Annotated in this window: 15 protein-coding genes; 9 read left to right on the top strand and 6 right to left on the bottom strand. The window is 39.7% G+C overall.

Going from position 1 to position 18,935, the window contains the following annotated elements; all coding sequences use genetic code 11:
- Nucleotides 1-5: 5 nt before the first annotated feature.
- The 7 genes from F7D47_RS08505 to F7D47_RS08475 all read left to right on the top strand — a co-directional run bounded on the left by F7D47_RS08505 (nt 6) and on the right by F7D47_RS08475 (nt 9,743).
- On the top strand, nt 6-3,005 hold the full coding sequence (locus F7D47_RS08505; RefSeq protein ID WP_194252623.1) for a C10 family peptidase: 3,000 nt from the start codon (nt 6-8) through the stop codon (nt 3,003-3,005).
- A gap of 63 nt (nt 3,006-3,068) precedes the next feature.
- Nucleotides 3,069-3,689, top strand: coding sequence for a hypothetical protein (locus F7D47_RS08500; RefSeq protein WP_153086222.1), 621 nt, complete (start codon nt 3,069-3,071; stop codon nt 3,687-3,689).
- An 88-nt stretch (nt 3,690-3,777) separates the two neighbouring features.
- A complete protein-coding gene (locus F7D47_RS08495; protein ID WP_153086221.1) occupies nt 3,778-4,998 on the top strand; it encodes a hypothetical protein in 1,221 nt (406 codons plus the stop codon).
- Between the two features lie 35 nt (nt 4,999-5,033).
- Complete coding sequence (locus F7D47_RS08490; protein ID WP_153086220.1) at nt 5,034-5,765, top strand: hypothetical protein; 732 nt, start codon at nt 5,034-5,036, stop codon at nt 5,763-5,765.
- Between the two features lie 63 nt (nt 5,766-5,828).
- Entirely contained in the window at nt 5,829-8,405 is a 2,577-nt protein-coding gene (locus F7D47_RS08485; RefSeq protein WP_153086219.1) for a C10 family peptidase, read from the top strand.
- A gap of 43 nt (nt 8,406-8,448) precedes the next feature.
- Nucleotides 8,449-8,676, top strand: a complete 228-nt coding sequence (locus F7D47_RS08480; RefSeq protein WP_151202053.1) for a hypothetical protein — start codon at nt 8,449-8,451, stop codon at nt 8,674-8,676.
- A 104-nt stretch (nt 8,677-8,780) separates the two neighbouring features.
- Nucleotides 8,781-9,743, top strand: coding sequence for a hypothetical protein (locus F7D47_RS08475; protein WP_119229443.1), 963 nt, complete (start codon nt 8,781-8,783; stop codon nt 9,741-9,743).
- Nucleotides 9,744-9,801: 58 nt separating this feature from the next.
- On the opposite strand, the gene F7D47_RS08470 is transcribed toward F7D47_RS08475, so the two are convergent.
- On the bottom strand, nt 9,802-11,016 hold the full coding sequence (locus F7D47_RS08470) for an ATP-binding protein (RefSeq protein ID WP_153086218.1): 1,215 nt from the start codon (nt 11,014-11,016) through the stop codon (nt 9,802-9,804).
- Nucleotides 11,017-11,202: 186 nt separating this feature from the next.
- Here F7D47_RS08470 and F7D47_RS08465 point away from each other — a divergent pair, with 186 nt between their 5' ends.
- Together F7D47_RS08465 and F7D47_RS14780 are read left to right on the top strand one after the other, a co-directional pair.
- Nucleotides 11,203-12,642: an AAA family ATPase gene (locus tag F7D47_RS08465; protein WP_194252622.1), complete on the top strand. Its 1,440-nt coding sequence runs from the start codon at nt 11,203-11,205 to the stop codon at nt 12,640-12,642.
- A 338-nt stretch (nt 12,643-12,980) separates the two neighbouring features.
- Nucleotides 12,981-13,124 carry a hypothetical protein gene (locus F7D47_RS14780; protein WP_006848025.1) on the top strand — a complete coding sequence of 48 codons (144 nt, stop codon included), beginning with the start codon at nt 12,981-12,983 and terminating at the stop codon, nt 13,122-13,124.
- Nucleotides 13,125-13,221: 97 nt separating this feature from the next.
- Here F7D47_RS14780 and F7D47_RS08460 read toward each other — a convergent pair whose 3' ends face one another.
- The 5 genes from F7D47_RS08460 to F7D47_RS08440 are packed head-to-tail and all read right to left on the bottom strand — an operon-like array spanning nt 13,222 to nt 18,922.
- The gene (locus F7D47_RS08460; RefSeq protein ID WP_117727346.1) at nt 13,222-14,562 is read right to left on the bottom strand and encodes an MFS transporter; all 1,341 of its coding nucleotides are present in this window, start codon (nt 14,560-14,562) and stop codon (nt 13,222-13,224) included.
- A 14-nt stretch (nt 14,563-14,576) separates the two neighbouring features.
- Nucleotides 14,577-15,476 (bottom strand): glycerophosphodiester phosphodiesterase family protein, encoded by a 900-nt coding sequence (locus F7D47_RS08455; RefSeq protein ID WP_437181630.1) that lies wholly within the window; start codon nt 15,474-15,476, stop codon nt 14,577-14,579.
- A gap of 21 nt (nt 15,477-15,497) precedes the next feature.
- The gene (locus F7D47_RS08450) at nt 15,498-16,397 is read right to left on the bottom strand and encodes a glycerophosphodiester phosphodiesterase family protein (protein ID WP_153086216.1); all 900 of its coding nucleotides are present in this window, start codon (nt 16,395-16,397) and stop codon (nt 15,498-15,500) included.
- 1 nt (nt 16,398) lies between these two features.
- On the bottom strand, nt 16,399-17,448 hold the full coding sequence (locus F7D47_RS08445; RefSeq protein ID WP_153086215.1) for a hypothetical protein: 1,050 nt from the start codon (nt 17,446-17,448) through the stop codon (nt 16,399-16,401).
- 13 nt (nt 17,449-17,461) lie between these two features.
- The gene (locus F7D47_RS08440) at nt 17,462-18,922 is read right to left on the bottom strand and encodes an outer membrane protein assembly factor BamB family protein (protein WP_153086214.1); all 1,461 of its coding nucleotides are present in this window, start codon (nt 18,920-18,922) and stop codon (nt 17,462-17,464) included.
- Between the last annotated feature and the right edge of the window lie 13 nt (nt 18,923-18,935).

Genomic DNA, 18,935 nt, shown 5'->3' with positions numbered 1-18,935 from the left:
ATCTTATGGGAAAAATTAAATTAACTTTTTTGTTGGGAATGTTCCTTGCTTCTCTTCCAGCGATAGCGCAAACGGAAGAAGATGCTAAAAATGCGGCTTTAGATTTCTTAAAGCAGAAGAAAGGAAATGCCAAGTTGGAATTGTCTTCATCGAAACTTGATGTAGGGACAACTTCAGCGAATGCAAAAAGTGTTGGAAGTTCTAGTACGAAAAGTACTGGTGAGGTCTACGCCTTTAATGTGCAAGGTGGTGGTTTTGCCTTGGTTTGCACAGGAAATGGAAACACTGCCGTTGCAGGATATTCAGACTCGGGGAGTCTTGATGTGGACAATGTGCCTGAGGCAATGAAAACTTGGCTAACTGGTTATCAGGCAGTCATGGCTTCAAGTTCTTTGGCAACAAAAGAGCCTGGTTGGGAAGGACCGTCGGTAACTCCTGTAGCTCCATTGATAAAAACGCAATGGGGCCAGAGTGCTCCTTATAACTGTAAATGTCCTTCTGATGGAAAGCAAACGGCTATAGTTGGTTGTGTACCAGTAGCTTTGGCACAAGTATTGAACTACTATCATCAAAATCAAAAAGGAGGAGGTAGCCTAAAGTATGCGCATGTAGATTCTGAAACAGAATATGAGATAGATTATTCTTCTACTACTTATGATTGGAAGAATATGCTTAATTCATATATCAAACCTGATATTACACAGACTCAGAAAGATGCAGTAGGAAAATTGATGTTGGAGTGTGGTATTGCATGTAAAGCTGATTTTGACTATACCTCAACTAGTGCCAATATGCCGTTTGTTGCCCTCAATAAATATTATAACTACGAGTGTATGTATGTAGCTCGTGAAAGCCATTATTCTATAGGTTGGGGATATTCAAGCGATTACCATATTTCTACGGATAAGTGGATGAGTATGATTCAGGAGGAGTTGACTGCAGGTCGTCCTATTATCTATTCCGCTAGCGATTTACCTGGTGGCTCTGGTATGTATGTTAAGCCTGCTGCAAATCATTGTTTTGTGATAGATGGCATTGATTCTCAAAATTATGTTCATGTCAATTGGGGATGGACGGGCATTGCTGACGGTTATTATGATGTAGCAGTTCTTAATCCAGGCGGTAATTTTAATTATGAGCAAGGTTATCGTTGTGACCATAGTATGATTATTGGCATCAAACCTCGTGCTACCGCTTACTATTCGGATGAAGTTTGCCAACCTTTTGTTGTATGTGACTGGCAGACAGGAAGGGGTGATGCTGTAAAGAGTAAGCAAAAATCAAGTATTTCTACACGGTCTGTTTCGAGTATTGTTACATCTAAGGAAAAAATGATTTTCCAGTTGATTAGTAGTACATACGAAAATAAAAAGTTTGAATTTACGACGGTTTTAGCTAAGGATGGTAAAATCGTCAAGAATTTGCCTGGTGGTTACTATAACGAGACGCTTAACGGATGGCCAAGTATCAATCGTTGGAACTTGTCGCAAGGATTTAATAAAGTACCAACAGAGGTGGCGGATGGAGTGTATGAGATACGTACGGCTTACAAAGATGCTGACGGCAGAATTCAATTATGTCCTGCTCCAAAACAGATTATTCCTACCATGGAAATTGTCAATAAAGGAACTGGTATGATTATTCATGGTTTGGAAGGTGAAGACTTGGTGAAAACTCTGACAATTGAGGATATTCAACCTGCAAGTGAAATTTTTGCTGGTACGAAGTTCTATCTTTATCTCAAGGCTAAAGGATCTACTAACAACTCGTATTTGCAGTTTAAAAATGTAGAAACAGGTAAGGTGTATGGCACTTCAAATACGAGCTCTTTCTCATTTAAACATCTCTATGATAATTATACATCAGTTAAAGCTGTTGGGCTTTCTCCTATCAATGTGGAGAATAGTTTTACGATGCCAGCAGGTAGATATTTGGTTATGTTGCCTGAAGAAGAAACAAGAATTTCTCTTGCCAAAGATTTCTACATTGACGTGAAGGAAAAACCAAGTTATCCGATTTTGGATGGAATAGATTTGGCATGGTGTCATTTTTTTGGATATAATCCTGACGAAACGTACTCGTTAGGTTATAGCCCATTAGAGAATACAGAATGCTTGGAAACTGTCCGTCCGGAGTTCCAGTATGCTAATAAAGTAAAGGAACCTGTAACGGTGAATGTTTATATGATTAATAGGGATAATGGAGCGGAACGTTTAGTGGCTTCTCTAAAGGATTGGACTCCTGGACAAACAAGACCTTTGGGATTAATGCCTTATCCTTTAAGTGGTAATTACGAATTTAAGTGCAAATATTTGACTCCTGATGGTGAACGTGCAAGCCTCATGCCAACGGAAAATTATGAGCGGGAGCCTTATCATAATTATAACATAGAAAATAATGTAGAAGGTGTTTCTTATCCTTGCGAATTGGTTTCTTGGAGTAAAAAGACTAGTACCGCGTCAGAACGTATGGCAGGAACTGGTCAATTTACCACCTCGGTACAATTGGGTTTAAGAATTTCTTTAGATAGTTATGATAAGGGAGCTGTTATAACAAAATATGCTGTTGTCAAAGCTTTGTTTTTTGATAAGAAATCTAAGGAAGTTGTTGTGGATTCTGTTACTAATGTGATTATTGCAAATAAATTGATATGCTCATATACTCTAACTCCTCAACTTACGGATAATTCCAAGTATAGTGTTTGTGTCCTTTATGCTAATCATAATTGGGGTTGGAGTAGGAATGAATATTCTTATGTTTTGAATTCAGATAAGTCTATAGCTGAATTTGAATTGGTTAATGATGGTACGACAAGCATAGCCAAAATCTCAACTTTCAGCTCCATCTTCAAACAAGGTGAGACTGTAAGGGTATATGATATGAATGGTATTCTTGTTAGGACTTTAGCAGCTTCGCCAGATTTATGGAGTAATTTGTTATCTACATTGCCTTCTGGTGTCTTTGTTCTGAAGTCTTCGTCTCAGACAATTAAATTTAGAAAATAATATAGTTCCCCTACGTCTATTGGCGTGGGGGCTTTCTGATAAACATTTTAAATAGTTAGTTTTATGAAACGTATTGTTTATGTAATGTTGGCATTGATTTTTATGTTGATGCCAAGTTTGGTGAAGGCGCAAGGAGATTTGGCAGCCTTTGATTTGAAAGGAAAAGTAAAGCAGTGTACCTGGGTGAACCACAAGGCTGGTTGCATTTATAAGGGCTTTTCGAAAGATGCCAATAAAGAAGTGCTTCTTTTTGCTCAGAACGGTCGTTGTTTGAAGTGGAATGGAGGAACCTTTGTCAAAATGGGTGGTGATGCTCTTTATTCCGAATGTTCAAGGGATGCTAAGGGACGTATTACAAGTGGCGAACTTTACACGGCTTATTATAATCCTGGTAGTGGTGAAGATACATTTACTTACAACGCTAAAGATAAGTTGACAAAACATACTTATGAGGATGCTGGAATGTCGATTGTGACAACGTTTGCTTATGGGACTGATGGTAATGTAAGTTCGACGATTTCTAAGATAGAGGACTATAATACGGAGAAGACTTCTACGGTAAAGGTTTCTTATACTGTTCAAGCTAAGGATGCTAAAGGTAATTGGACAAAAAGACTTGCCAGAAGAACTAATGGCTCTTCTTGGGTAGAGACAAGAACCATTACTTATTATCCTGCAAAATAATAATTAAGGGCAATAGATTTACATCTTTCAGATGCAATTGCCCTTTAAAAGTTATTGCGCTATAAACAATCATTAAACTTAATTCTATATGATTAAAAACTATTTTTTTGTGATATTGGCAGCAGTGACAATGTTGTTGGTATCTTGCGACAATTCCCAAACTACTCCACAAGAAATAGATGGAGTAGAGTTTACTGGTAATGGTCTTTTGGGCAATTTTCCTTATATGATGGCTCACTATGATTCGGAGCGAGCTAATTTAGAACGAAATCTGAATGGTGCGGGGGTGTTAGAAAAGAGGAACTTTGCGAAAGAAAATGAATTTGATATTGAAAAAATCGCAGAAGAACTTGATGGTAAGGAAGTGCCTTTTGAGATTAGTACAGGTGGTAAGATAGAAGAAATTAAAGGATTTAAATTCAAGGTTGTTAAATCTGTGGGAGGTTATCTGCCTTGTATGAAAATACGTATTGAAGGACCAGCTGGATATGATGCAGGATGGAGTGAAAAAGGTATAGAAGCTTGTGTGCCTGTAGATAAGGATGGTAATATTCTTAATTTCCATGAGTCGCTTGGTCGTTTTTGGTTGCATCTTGGGAGTATTGTTGGTGCTTATTCTTATCCTTTAAAATATGATAAGAATTACAAAGAAATGCTCCAAAGAAATCATATTTTAGACCGTTTTGTTAAGATTGTAGCAATGGATGAAGAGACTTTTGAAAAAACACAAGCGAAAATGCGAGAGGCTGAAGAAAAGGCTTTAAACGAGGAGGCGAAAGACAATGATTTGTCAAAAGTAGAATTCTCTGAAAAAGGTTGCGAACCTATTGTATTAGGGAAAAAGGTAAATCAATTTCCTTCGAAATGTAAGGGGTTCTATACTCATTATAGATGGAATATAGATAAACTCTCTCATACGAAGAATTTTACATTCTTTAATGGAACCGATACTGTTGTGCATGTTGAGTCAGATTTAAGTTCTGCGGAAATTTATAAAATATTTGTTTGCTCTCCAAAGATAAATGTGAAATTTGATAATGGTAAGACATTGAGGGCTGGTATGAAGTTGGTCGAAGTTGCTCAGACATTTGGCGATGATTTTAAGGCTTCGTGGACTCCAGAAGAAATAGGTCCATTTATTCATTTTGGTCTATATGGTGGATATCCTGCAGATGAAGAAACCTTGAAACGAGAAGCTTTAGAGCGTATAGAAGAACTTTATGGTTGTTTTGAATATCTTGATTTGAGTCCTAAAGATGTGCTACCAAATGCTGTGCTGGAGAGTGTTATCCTTTGCTTGCATGAGTAACTTTCAAATGTTGTTGTATAATAAAATTTTGATTCATGAGAAAGTATATTTTTTTGTTGGTGATGTTTGTGTTGACATTCTGTTCATGTGGAGAGAAGGGTACAACTTATTCTGAGACAGATTTTAATGGAGAAGGAGTGTTTGGTGCTTTGCCACAAATGTCCGCGCGAATGTCCAGTATTGTAAAACCTGCAATGGATAAAATGAATGAGAAATATCCAAAGTTAGCTTCTGATGATCCGAAAGATAAGGAAGAGGTGGTGAAAGGACAAGAGTTTAATGATTATCTTAACTCTATTTCAGAGGAAATTGTTGAAACTTATGGTAAGGATAATCTTGAAAGTTGGGTAAAGGAAATCCAGAAAATGTCAGATATTAAGAGATTTCATATTATTAATGACTTGGGACTTCCTATAGAAAACCAGCGTGTGTCAATAATAGGTGCTGATGTTTTCTTTAATATAACTTTTAAATTTACTATTCATCTTGGGCGAGCAAATGAGAAAGAATTTATGCCTTGGATTTTGTTTTTTGATGCAAATGGTAAATGTCTGTATGGTAAAGAATGTGTTTTGTTGCCTAATTTTGGATTTCAGTCTTGTTATGTGGAAATAGCTGTCCCTTATAAAACCCCAATAAGTGTACTAAAAGACCCAGATGGTGCTACTCAAAAGAATATAGAGTTTTGTAAAAAGATGGATAAGGTTACAAGAATTAAAATCGTAAAGGCATTAGATGCGCCAAAATTCCTGGAAGCTGAAAGGTAATTGGTAATGTTGGTTTAATAAATGTTTTAAATAGGATAATTTCTTATTATTAAAAATGTAATTATGAAGAATTATACTCGAATTAACAAAAGTATATTGCTTATATTGCTTTCCTCTTTTGTGTGTATAAGTTCCTTGGCAGGGCCAAGAAGTTATGCTCAAGCAAAGGCTATTGCGGAAAAGCAAGCGGCTAAGTTGGGAATACAAATTGATGAAAATAGTTCTCCAGCCTGCAAGGCTAAGAGTTTTGGGGGCGAGACAAATTCACAGACGGTTAGTTGCTATGTTTTTGCTAATAGTGAAGACAAAGGATTTGTTATCGTTTCTGGAGATGACAGATTTCCAGAAATTATAGGATATTCTGATGAGGGAACTTTTAATGAAAATGAACTTCCTGATGGCCTCACGTATTTTATGAAATCATACCAAGCGACTGTAGATAAAGTGTTAGGGAATGATGAAACGACTATTCGTAATTTGGAGGTAGAAAAAAATATTCGTTCAAGTTTGAATGCGATAAAGGTGGAACCACTTTTAGGAAACATAGCTTTTGGTCAGGATAATCCTTATAATAAGATGTGCCCCCTTTATGATGGAGGTTCTTTACATGCTGTTACTGGATGTGTTCCTGTGGCAATGGCGCAAGTGATGGCGTATTATAGGTATCCAAAAACACTTCAGGCAGATATTCCTGGCTATGATTACAGAAAGGGTCAGATGACTTCTTCTATATCAAAGGGAGAGGCTTATGATTGGGCTAACATTCTGCCTACTTATTATAACGTGTCTTATACGGATACAAATGCAGATGCCGTGGCAAAATTATTATTTCATTGTGGGGCAGCTATTCAGGTTCAATATGGTCCTTTGTCAGGTGGTAATTTAGAACCATCCCAGTTGGCTAAGTTTTTTGGTTATGATGCAGACTTACTGAATAAAGTATATCGTAGTGAAGTAACATTATCTCAATGGGTAGAGCTTATTAATAGAGAATTACAAGCAGAACGTCCTATTATTTTTAGTGGATTTGATTCAACAGGTGGGCATGAATTTGTCTGTGATGGTGTCGATGAATCTGGTTTGTATCATATAAATTGGGGATGGAATGGTTCTCGTAACGGCTATTTTGACCTGATGGTCTTAAATCCAGATTATGAAGGCGCAGCCTCTGTATCTTCAAAAGATGGTTATACAAAAGATTTAGGAATATTGATTGGAATTGCTCCTGACAATGGTGTAAAAGATAGTCCTCTTTTTGAACATGCAACTTCTCATATTAATTTAATGATAACATCAAAAGTAATTTGGCAAAAAGATACTCGCACGAGTAGTTCTGATAATTTCAAAGGTACGATGACATTTGAATTTGGTAACTTATCAGACAAAGACTTTGATGGATATGTGGCAGTCGGAGTTACTCAAGGTAATGGGAATGTTATAATTGTTTCGGATAAAAAGAAACTTCATTTGAATAAAAGGAAGCCTTCTAGCTATTCAGGTTGGGATTTTGAACTTCCATTTGAGTATGCTTTCCCTGTTGGCGTTTCTAAATTGTCAGTTTTTTATAGTTATGATGGTCGAAAATGGAATGAGGGTGTGTTTCATATGAGTGATTTGTGGCGTAGAGGAGTAGTTTACGTAAAAGCCACAGAGCAGAATATTCGAGTTTCGAAATGTCTTGATTTGACAGCAGATATTGTTGCCAATGATGAAGTTATCCAAGGAGATGAGAATGTTTTTCAATTCTCACTTCATAACAAAATGTTTGAGGAATACATGGGTAAGATTGATATGTATGTTAGTGATAACGATGTAAAACCTGATTCACCAAAGGAACATTTTAATCTGTCTGTGCCAGCGTTAGGGGATATTACGAGAGCGTTTAAATTGAGGACAAATTCTGAAAATGTATATTTTTGGTTGGTAGATGAGGAAGGAGAAGAACTTGTGTGTGGTAAATGTATCCCAACAGTTGCTTATGAAAATCCTTCGATTGTTTTAATAGATGCTTATAGTAATGCGACCCCGGGAGCTTATGATGTAGAGCATGCTTGCTATGTTGAAGGTAAAGGGTTAGTTAAGGCTCCTTTAGCACAAGATAATAAGGCTGTGTTTAACTTTGTTCTCAAAAATAAGGGTTCTAAGGCTCGTTTTAAATATGTTGTGTCAATGACGGGTAAGCCAAATAATCGTTGCAAACAGGTAGAAAAGACAATATGGATGGAGGCTAATTCTACAGAAAATTGTACAGTAGAGGTTAGTCCTGATGAAGTTGGCAGTCGTTTTATAATAGGAGCTATCACCATTAGTTCTGTGGCAGGGGTTAAATTAAGTTCTGATGTTGAGAAATATAAGCTTTATGTTGTGGGGAGTTCTTTAGCTTATCGTATGTCTGGTAATGAATTGCCTGTGTATGTAGGTGGAACTTCTACGATGATTTCGATGCCACATAGTGAAAACTTTCAAGTGTTAGGAGGAAAAGGATGTTTGAAAATTATTTCTGATCGAGAAAGAAAAATGACCATTTATAATTTGGGTGGTCAAAAGATGAAAGAGGTTTTGGTGGATGCTGGTGAGCAGAAAGTTCCAATTGCCCCAGGTTTGTATATTATCTTAGGAAAGAAAATCGTAGTATGGTAATAGTTTAAATTAATAATTTGTAATTATGAGAAAGTTATATTGTTTGATAATTTTTGTTGCATTCATGTCAGTTGTAGCTTGCAAGGAAACTGGTAATAAGGTGGATGGACTGGCTACAAATGACAGTGTGCAAGTGGCAGATACCCTTTTTGCTGATAGAGTGGTTCAGAATGCAGAGCAAAATGAGGAGAAGGAAAATCTTGCACTTGGTGGCAAGGGCGATATTAAAAACAGAAATATGGAGTCCATGTTCTTGCCTTTGCAAAAGTAGTAAATGAGGTGGTACCATCTTTACGGCTTATGTTACTAAGGGTATGCTGGAGAAGAAGTAAACCTGCCTCTATTTTAAATTGTTTAATCAATAAAAAATAAAATATGAATAAGAAAAATGTGGTAGCCATAACTATGGTTTTGGCTCTTGTGAGTGTTCAAGATGTTGCTGCTCAGAGCTTTTGGAAAACATTAGGAAAGGTAGCAGAGAAAGTGTTGACAACTGACACAAGTAATAGTTCAACGAATAGCAGCTCTAGTAGTTTATCTGGTTCTTCATCTAATAATTCTCTTGGTAACAAGACGGGTATAGGTGCTAGCTTTACTGTTTATGGAGTTGACTTGAAGGTAACAGGCTGTGAACATTGGGGAGATGATGTTGTCGTAAGATTGTTGTTGACTAACAATACTTCTTCTGATGTGAAGTTTGGCATTGGTTCTACTGGACCACATATGGAAAGCTATCGTGTAGCTTATAGTCCTGACGGAAAAAATCACGAGATAGAGGGTTATATTAATGGTGAAAATGCTGATTTCGTGAAGAGTCTGCCTGTAGGCATTCCTGTTAAGGGCTATGTGTTGGTTAAGGATTATGATAAGAAATATACATCAATCCAGTCTTTAAAGTTTACGTGCAATGATGAACATGGTCAAGGTTCTTCAGATATTAATAAGTCGCTCAGATTGGAAGTGAGAAATCTTCCTGTTACTTTTGCACAGAATACGAATCTTAGCAACATTTACTGTTCGCTTCCTACATTGTATGTTCAATACAATAATTGTACTCGGATAGGTAATACCGTAACGGTTAATATGGCTTTTAAAAATCTATCAAGTTCAGCTAAAGGACTAGACATAGAATACGGAAACCATATAGCTTATGATGCGGAAGGAAATTCTTATACTCCAGAAGTGAAATTGGCAGCACGAACTCTTCAACCTGAGATTCCAGTAAAAGCAACCTTTACAATACAGAATGTTCCTGCTAATGTTACAGGCTTCAGCTATATCAAGATTCCTTTTGAGGATAAATACTATATTGAGATGCGTAATATCAACTTCAAGTAAAGAAGCCTTTTCTATATAAAAAATCCTCGTAAGCTCAAATTCTGCTTACGAGGATACCTTATACCCCTTTCAATAGCATCTTCCAAAGTGGTATAATTTGGATGATATTGCCATCGAGGTTAATCTCTTTTTCTTCATCCATCGTGATGATAAATAACTCCTTGCAATCGAAGCGTTTGGCGTAAGCCAGGAGGGCTTTTGTTTCTCGCTCATAAGTCTTATCATCCTGTATGCTATAGGATACTTGGATGGCTTTACCATGCTCAAATAGACAAAAGTCAACTTCTATATTGTCATTGTAATAATATAGGTCTTCACCATACGTCTCATAGAGATAAATGGCAACCATATTTTCCAATAGGGATGTTTCAGGATCAAGCAGGAAGAGGTTCAGAATTCCATTATCGATGAAATAGTATTTCTTGTTAGAAATCTTGTCTTGCAATTTTGCTTCAATGTTTTCTATAGAAAAAATCATGCAAGTTTCCTTGATGTATTCAAGGTAATCTACGATAGTTTCTTGCTTGACCTTTCCTGCTACTGTAGATACGATATTTGCAAGACGATTGTAGCTTTGTGGCTGTTTGATGCTCTCAGCTAATTTCCTGACTAATACTTTTAATCCTGTAGTGTTACGTATATTGTATCTACTGATTAAGTCGCCAAAATATATCTTATTGTATAGATTGCCTAACCATTGACGCTTGAATGATTCTTCTCGGATGACTAACTCTGGTAATCCTCCAAAGTGGAAATATTCATTGAAAGTTCGTTTGATAGGAGCGTTGTCAAGGTATTCCCACTGCTTTTCTAATTGGATGTTCTTGGATTGGAGGAATTCCATGAAGGAAAATGGAAATACATTTTGAACTATATAACGTCCGTCAAGAGTTGTGGAAATTTCTTTGCTCAACATCTTTGCATTGCTTCCAGTAATATAAACAAGGTATTTATGGTCTGCAAGTCGGCGTGCAAATTTTTCCCAACCATCCACTAATTGAATCTCGTCAAGCATGAAGATTGGCTTATGGGCAAATAATTCTTCGTATGCTTGTTTGATGAGGTCGAGGTCGCTGAGTTGGATGTCTGCTAAACGGTCATCTTCAAAGTTGAAGTAGAGAATTTCTTCAATGGAATGGCCTTGCTGTAATAGGTCATGTATGCGTTGATATAGCATATATGACTTACCTGCCCGGCGAAGACCTACCAATACGTAGCATGAATGAGGTTCAAATTCGACATTGCGTCTAATGAAACTCAATTCTTTTACCATTTGTTGGTTCTCTAATATCAATTTAGCTATATTTGTCCCATGGCGAAAGTGAAGTATCGGTTCGTAAATGCTAAGTAAATTCTGCTCGAAATGGTATTTTTACCCCATTTCGAGCAAAATAGCGTGCGTTTATTTTGCTCGAAACGATATTTTTTGTATATTTGCAGCAAAATAAACGAAAGGATTATGGCACAGAAAATTATCGGAAGAAAGCAGGAGATTAAGGAACTCCTGGATCTTTACAAGGAAAATAAACCTGTTTTTGCAGTAATATATGGTAGAAGAAGGGTCGGAAAAACCTTTCTCGTAAGAGAATTGTTTCAGGATAAAATGAGCTTTTACCATACGGGTTTATCTCCTTACGAGTTGAGTGGTCAAAAAATAATGGAGCAACAGTTGACTAGCTTTTACTCCAGTCTTGTTCGCTATGGCAGCAAGGGTAAGAAGGTGCCATCCTCTTGGCTCGAAGCTTTTGATGCACTCATCAATCTCTTGGAAGAGCAAGATGCAGACAAGCGTCAGGTGATATTCATAGATGAATTGCCATGGCTTGACACTCCCCGCTCGGGATTTGTTACAGCATTAGAGCATTTTTGGAATGGATGGGCTGCAGGAAAGCAGAATATCATGCTTATCGTCTGCGGCTCTGCCACGTCATGGATTTCAGACAAGCTATTAAACAACAAAGGCGGTTTGTTTGATCGCACAACTGATGAAATCAAGTTGCGCCCGTTTACGTTGGGCGAATGCGAAGAATACTATCAGGCTAACAACATCGTGATGTCTAAGTTCGACCAGATACAATGTTATATGGCTACAGGTGGCATTCCTTATTATATTTCCATGCTGCAGAAAGGCAAAAGTCTGGCTCAGAATATGGACAGGCTTTTCTTCGAACCTGCAGCCAAACTCGGTTTAGAGTTCGACCGCCTCTATTCTTCTCTCTTTACTAATGCGGAGGATTGCATGACTATCGTGCGTCTTCTGGCTCAAAAAAGACAGGGATATACGCGAAAAGAAATCGTTTCGCTTACAAAAATACCTAATGGCGGGGGGCTTTCTGCTACATTAAAATCACTCGAAGTGAGTGATTTCATAACATCGTATGTTAAGTATGATTATCCCAAGCGTGAGGTATATTTCCGTCTGACAGATTTCTACAGCAAATTCTATTTGTCATTTATTGATGGCAGAAAGACGACCAATCCGCATTTCTGGCAAGACAACCTGCTGACACCTGAGCTGACAGCATGGCGAGGTTTTACCTTTGAATCGCTTTGCTATTATCATCTGCCACAAATCAAGCAGGCACTCGGTATTAGTGGAGTGCAGACAGAGGCGAGTCCCTGGAAAAGCAGAAAAGAGAAAGATGGTGCGCAGATAGATATGATTATTGACAGAGCCGACCGTATCATCAATGTTTGTGAAATGAAATTCTGTGAGGATGATTTCTCCATTAATGCTGCTTATGACAAGAATCTGCGCCATAAACTGAGTACGTTTGCTGAAGAAACGAAATGCAGGAGTTCCTTGCATCTTACATTGGTTACTACTTATGGGCTTAAGTTCAACGAATATGCCGGTCGGGTACAAAGTGTCGTTACAATGGATGATTTGTTTAAATAATTGTTTACGATGATTGATGCAGGTACTTACGATGATAGATGCAAGTGCTTACGATGGCAGATGCAAGTACTTACGATGATAGATGCAAGTATTTACGATGATTGATGCAGGTACTTGCGATGATTGATGCGAGAACCGGAAATAGCCAACTGGCAAAATATAAACAGCCAACTGGCAAACTGCAAACAGCCGACTAGCGACTCTTGCGCTAGTCGGCTGTTTTACTGGAACAGTTATCGAAACCTCCTTTATTTTATTTTCGTATAGGCTTCCTGCCAAATACTCTTCACTCTTCACCAAAAGCCCCGAATCCCCTGTGTTTATCGGCATTCCGAGGGGTGAAGAGTATTCGGGCACTCTTCACCTACTCTTCACCACTCTTCACCCTTCAGTTCTGGCTGATTTGCAATCCACCTATCAGTCTTTCGCCTCTGTTCCCGTTTCTGAAGGTGAAGAGTGGTGAAGAGTGGGTGAAGAGATAAAAACAACTCTTCACCCCTCGGAATGCCGATAAACACAGGGGTTTCCGGCCGAAAGGTGAAGAGTGAAGAGTATTTTGATGATAGCTTCGTTTATTTCTTAAACAGTCTTTGGTTTCGCCTTCCAGACGATGCAAGTCATTAAGACAGACATCAGGGCTGCTCCAATCCAGAAATAATTGATGTAGGTAAAGTCGTAAGTTTCTACGCCATTTACCAGATGCTTGTTGCCCTCAATGAGCAGACCGCTCATGATGTCCTGGATGCCGGCACCCACATAACTCGCTACGCCGACAACGCCAAGAGCAGCACCCGATGCATTCTTAGGCGCAATATCTACCGCCATCAAACCACCGAGGAAGCAAAGCAACACGCCGATGCTCAAACCGAACAGTACCATCGCCGTAGCATCAACCCAGAGATGATGGCCCGGAATCAGCAGGAACAGACAGAGCGCCAACGCATTCAGTAAGCCGAAGATAACGGCTGGCAAATAACGGTTGCCCTTGAAAATCTTATCAGATACCAGTCCGGATGATACGGTTCCCACAATACCCAGGATAGAGTTGATAGAGATGATGAAGCTGGCATCAATCGTAGTATATCCCTTCTCGTTCTCAAGATAGAAGATACCCCAGCTGTTAACAGCATAGCGGCTGATATACATGAAAGCACTACTCAAGGCCAGAATCCAGATGAGCGGATTCTTCAAAACCGCACTCTGTGCCTTGTTGTAAGATTCCGTATCCTGTTTCTTTTCCTCTACCTTGATACCCGGCAGAGTAACACCCTTGCTGGCAGGTGTATCGTGGAAGAAAGTAAGGAGCAGGACAACTCCCGCCAAACCTACTATCGCAGCTCCGATAAAACCATATTGCCATCCGAAGGCACTCACGATGGAAGCCACAAAGATGAAGGTCATCGCCTCACCTATATTATGGCTCGCACTCCAGAATCCGTAGAACGTTCCTCGGTTCTTATCGTTAAACCAGCGGGAGAGACCTACCACGCAAGAGGCAGCTCCCATCGACTGGAACCATCCGCTCAATCCCCACAAAACTGCAAAGAGGATGAAGGAATTGGTAAAGCCCAAAGCCAGATTCACCAAGGCTGTAACGAGCAGACCGGTAGACATCAGTCGCTTGATGTTGCTTCGGTCAGCAAGGAAACCGTTGGTAAACTTACCGATTGCGTAAGTGAAGAACAAGACAGAGCCTATGATACCGAGCTCAGTTTCTGAGAATACGCCATTATCTACAATCGGTTTTTTGATTACGTTCAGGCTGAGTCGGCACACATAATATGTACCATATCCTATGGTAGCAGAAAGGAAAGTAGCCCATTGCAGACGTTTCAGTTTTCTTTCGTTTTCCTCAGGTGTTGAGGCTTTAGCCGGAATCGGTTCCGAAACCTTATAGAAGTCTATTATTTTCTTAAACATATAATCCTTAGTTGTTATTTATGAAGTTTCTTTGCTCTCAAATAATCGAGAAGCAGGGCAGGGCGATCGGTCTGAATCAGTTTGAATCCCTGTTGGATAAGCCATCCCCAACTTTCATCAGGTTGTTTCAGTTCAACAGCCCTATCATCGTCGTGCTCAGCATTTTGTGCAGGCCATAAGGCGTTGACAAATACTTTGATGCCGTTGTCGTTTAGCTTTTTAATCAGTTCAAATACCTTATCGTTTACTTGAGAAAATCTAACCTCAAACGCTAGAGGTTTCTCATTCTGCAAGTAACTGTCGATAATGCTTTCTGCCTCAGGCTTGCATAAGTCTGCCTTAGGCATGAAAATTACTTTGTCTAGAATATCGCCATGCTGTTCCTTAATCGTTTGATAAGGTATCTTTTCCTTGACAACACATTGGTTTGCCGTACCGGTTTCTTCAAGAATCTTTTGAACATCTTCAAAGTATTCGTAGCCCTTGTCAACATTCACCAGAATTTTTCCCTTACAGAGCAGCATGGTTTCTCTAAGTGTAGGAATCTTATGACGGGTAAGGCAGCCTGCGCCGTTCTTTAACCTGAGTTCTTTCAGTTCTGCCAGCGTATAGTCTTCTGGTTTTCCTGTACCATTGGTTGTGCGGTTCAGCGTATTGTCGTGCATCAGGATAAGTTCTCCATCCTTGGATTTCTTCAAGTCCAGTTCAACCATGTCTACTCCCATGTCTATGCAGTTCTGAAATGCCTGAAGTGAGTTTTCTGGAGCATTACGCCAATCGCCACGATGCGAAACCACCAAGACTGATTGCTTGGCAGGAGCAGATAATTCTGAGAGGATTTCATTTAGGTGCTGTGCATAACTTGCAATAGCAAGCATGCACAACAAACCTAAACTTGTTAACCTTTTGAACATATATGCGAAACCTATTGAATTTTACTTATGAAGTTTCTTAGCTCTCAAGTAATCAAGAAGCAAAGCAGGACGGTCAGTCTGAATCAGTTTAGCGCCTTGGCCGACAATCCATCCCCAACTCTCTTCTGGCTGTTTGAGTTCTACGGCGCGATCATCATCATGTCCACCGCAAAGCTCTGGCCAAAGCGTGTTGATGAAAACTCTTGCTCCACTATCACGTACTTTCTTAATCAGGCGGCGAGTGTTGGCATCATCAGTCTTGAATACCAATTCGTAAGCCTTTGGTTTCATGTTCTTGATGTAACCGTCGATTACCTCTTCTGCACCAGGCTTGCCGAGGTTAACTACAGGCATGAAAATCATCTTGTCGAGAACATCACCATGCTCAGCCTTTACCACTTCGTAAGGAAGTTCAGCCTTGATGATGCATTGGTCAACAGTACCAGTCTCCTTCAAAACCTTCATGGCATCGTCGAAGTAGTCGTAGCCCTTGTCAACATTCACCATGATTTTGCCCTTGCAGAGTTCCATTACCTCACGGAATGTTGGAATCTGATGGCGGGTCTTGCAGCCTACACCATTCTTCAGACGGAGCATCTTCAAAGAATCAAGAGTATAATTCTCTGGGAATCCCTTACCATTCATGGTTCGGTCAATCTTCTTATCGTGCATCAGAACCAGAACGCCATCCTTTGTCTTCTTCAAGTCCAACTCAACCATATCAACACCCATGTCGATACAGTTCTGGAATGCCTGAATAGAGTTTTCAGGAGCATTACGCCAGTCTCCACGATGAGAAACTACCATAACATTTTCTTTTGCAGGCTTATTGAAATTCTTAAGAATCTCTTTCAGATTGCTTTGTGCAAAGCTCACCGAAGTGAGCATGCACAACAAAGATAAAATATAAATCTTCTTCATTTTAATTCAATTTACCGTCTTTCCAAACTAATTTTTCTCCCCAGAAAGGAACAACTGAGTTCTCGCAGTTAAGCTTGCTGGCTCTTTCTAAGGCAGAATTCAAACTCCATCTAGATTCTTCCTCGCTTTCGTGAGAAAGTTCCAGAATGTGTGAGAGCAATACATAGTCAGGTTTTGTCTGACCGGCACTAGTACCGATAATGTTGTTCTCGGTAAGCGCATTAGGTGCGTAGCGAGGAATCAAAACATTAACGTGTGGCAGAATGTTGGTATACTGAGCAGCCTTGAAGTTTGAGTCGCCAGTATGGAGCATTGTGAAGTTGCCACTATCATCGCCACATTCAAAAGTAAATACAGAAACGAAGTTTGATAAGCCAGAGTTGTTATGGTCTGTAATAGACACATGAATCTTGATGTTATTAAACTGGTAATCGGTATTTTTCTTAGAAGTATAGCCACCCTTTATCCAGTTAGAATAAACAGGCTTTCCTGCATTCAGCATCGCGTTGATGAGAGCTGTGTTGTAGTGATCTTGGTGTTTGTGAGTAACACAGAGAAAATCCAGGTAAGGCTCCAGTTTCTCTGCCCAGCGATGGTTGATGTCAATACCAAAGCAAGTGGTAGGAGTCTTTACGATGTAACCCATATTGTAGAGCTGCCAGATGCATGTAGTACCATTCTCAACGGTAGTCGTCTTGATGGCATTAATTACATGATCCAGAGACAAACGATAGAACGCCAGCATAGGGTCGTACTTTTCTCTCATTTCAGCAGACTGGTCCAAAGAAGCAAGATAGCTTTCAAAGAAATCAGAAGTGCAGTCGTCTGCCATCTTCTGTATCTTCTTTAGAACTTCAGATCTTTCCGCATTGAGAGGTTGCTGCTGTAATGGAGTAGTAGCCCACAAAGCTTCAGCCACCTCTTTTGCAGTCTTCATGTCGGTAGTTTCACCTATTTCGACAGGCTGCGCATAAGTCATTCCGTCTTCGTCACTTCCACAAGAGCAGAGGGCGCAAGCGAATAATGCGATGAATAAATATATCTTTTTCATACTGATTCAAATATTAATATTGGTTTGTACCATGAATATTACCACCTCTGCAGCTCCATGTAGATTTCTCTGGGCCGGCAAAGATCTTAATAGCAGCAACATTACCGCCGATATAAGAAACATAGAGCATCTGGTTCTCGCCGATAGTCATACCAGACATAATCTTGGCGTTATTATCTGTACCTTCTGAGTCCATGTGCCAAAGTTCCTCGCCATTTGCGCTGTTTACTGCGTAGATGCGACCGGCGCCGCTACCGAAATAAACAGTTCCCTTATCGTCGAGAACAGGGAAGCAATAAGTAGGAGCTGCATCAATAGTAAACTTCCACTTCAACTGTCCAGCCTTATCTACAGAGTAGAGAGCCTTGTCACCCTTGTCTGTAAAGTAGATATTGCCGCTCTTGTCAACAATAGGAGCATAGATATCACCCGCAGCTTCAACGTTCCACTTGGTAGAACCATCTGCTGTGTTCAAAGCCAGCAAACCTGCACCACCAATCTGGGCAGCATAAAGAGTTTCGCCATCCAAAGCGAAAGAACCGATTTCAGTTACCTTACCGGCTACCTTCCAAAGTTGAGTGCCATCGGCCTTGAAACCATAAATAGTAGTACGTGTACCTACATAAATATTGCCTGTCTTGTCTATAGCTACAGCTCCAGCCTTGTTCTTTGTACCAGCCAGTTTAACAGACCAGTTCTTAACACCAGTAGCTGTATTGATAGAATGGAGAACGTTGTCGCCATCAAGGATATAAACTGTCTGTCCGTCAGCAGTTACAGCAGGGAAACAGTCCAGATTCTTGTTGGCAGCTCCTGTGGCGTATGTCCACTTCTGTGTTCCATCGCTATTGATAGCATACAAGGTCGCGTTGCGAGCACCCTGATACAAAGTACCGTCTTTGCCTACTGCTACACCACCACCATAAGTAGTCTTAGGGATGGAAGCGGTCCATTTCACAGTACCAGTCATCGCATCAAAAGCAGTAACATCACCCGTAGCACTTGCAGAAGGCAAGTAGAATGTATTTCCGTCTAAAGAGAATACTGCATTTGCAGTCTTCACCATACCACCGTTAGGCATATCTGTAGACCAAACCTTGAAAGGCTCTGTATCAGAAACAGGTCTTGCCTTTGTTGTAGAAATCATAGAACGCTGGTTGCCATAGATGGCCTGGATGGTGATGGTATAAGTAACCTTGTTAACCAAACCTGTTATAGTATATGAGGTAGTCTTTGCGTCCAACTCTGCAGAACCACCTTCGTATGTAGCAACTTCCGGTGTCCAATTGACCAAATAACCTGTTGGGTTGGCTCCCTGCATAGGAGCCCATTCCAACAATACCTTCTCATTTTGTGCCGTAGCGTTCAAAGTACCTACCTGGCAAATGTCCCAACTTGCTTTTGGAAGATCATCGCTACAAGAACCGAGAATAAAAACTGTCACTAAAGACAGCAAATATATAATCTTTTTCATGTCTTAACCGTTT

Source organism: Segatella copri (assembly GCF_009494835.1).
Taxonomy (GTDB): Bacteria; Bacteroidota; Bacteroidia; order Bacteroidales; family Bacteroidaceae; genus Prevotella; species Prevotella copri_F.
This window is presented reverse-complemented; position numbering and strand designations above follow the sequence as displayed.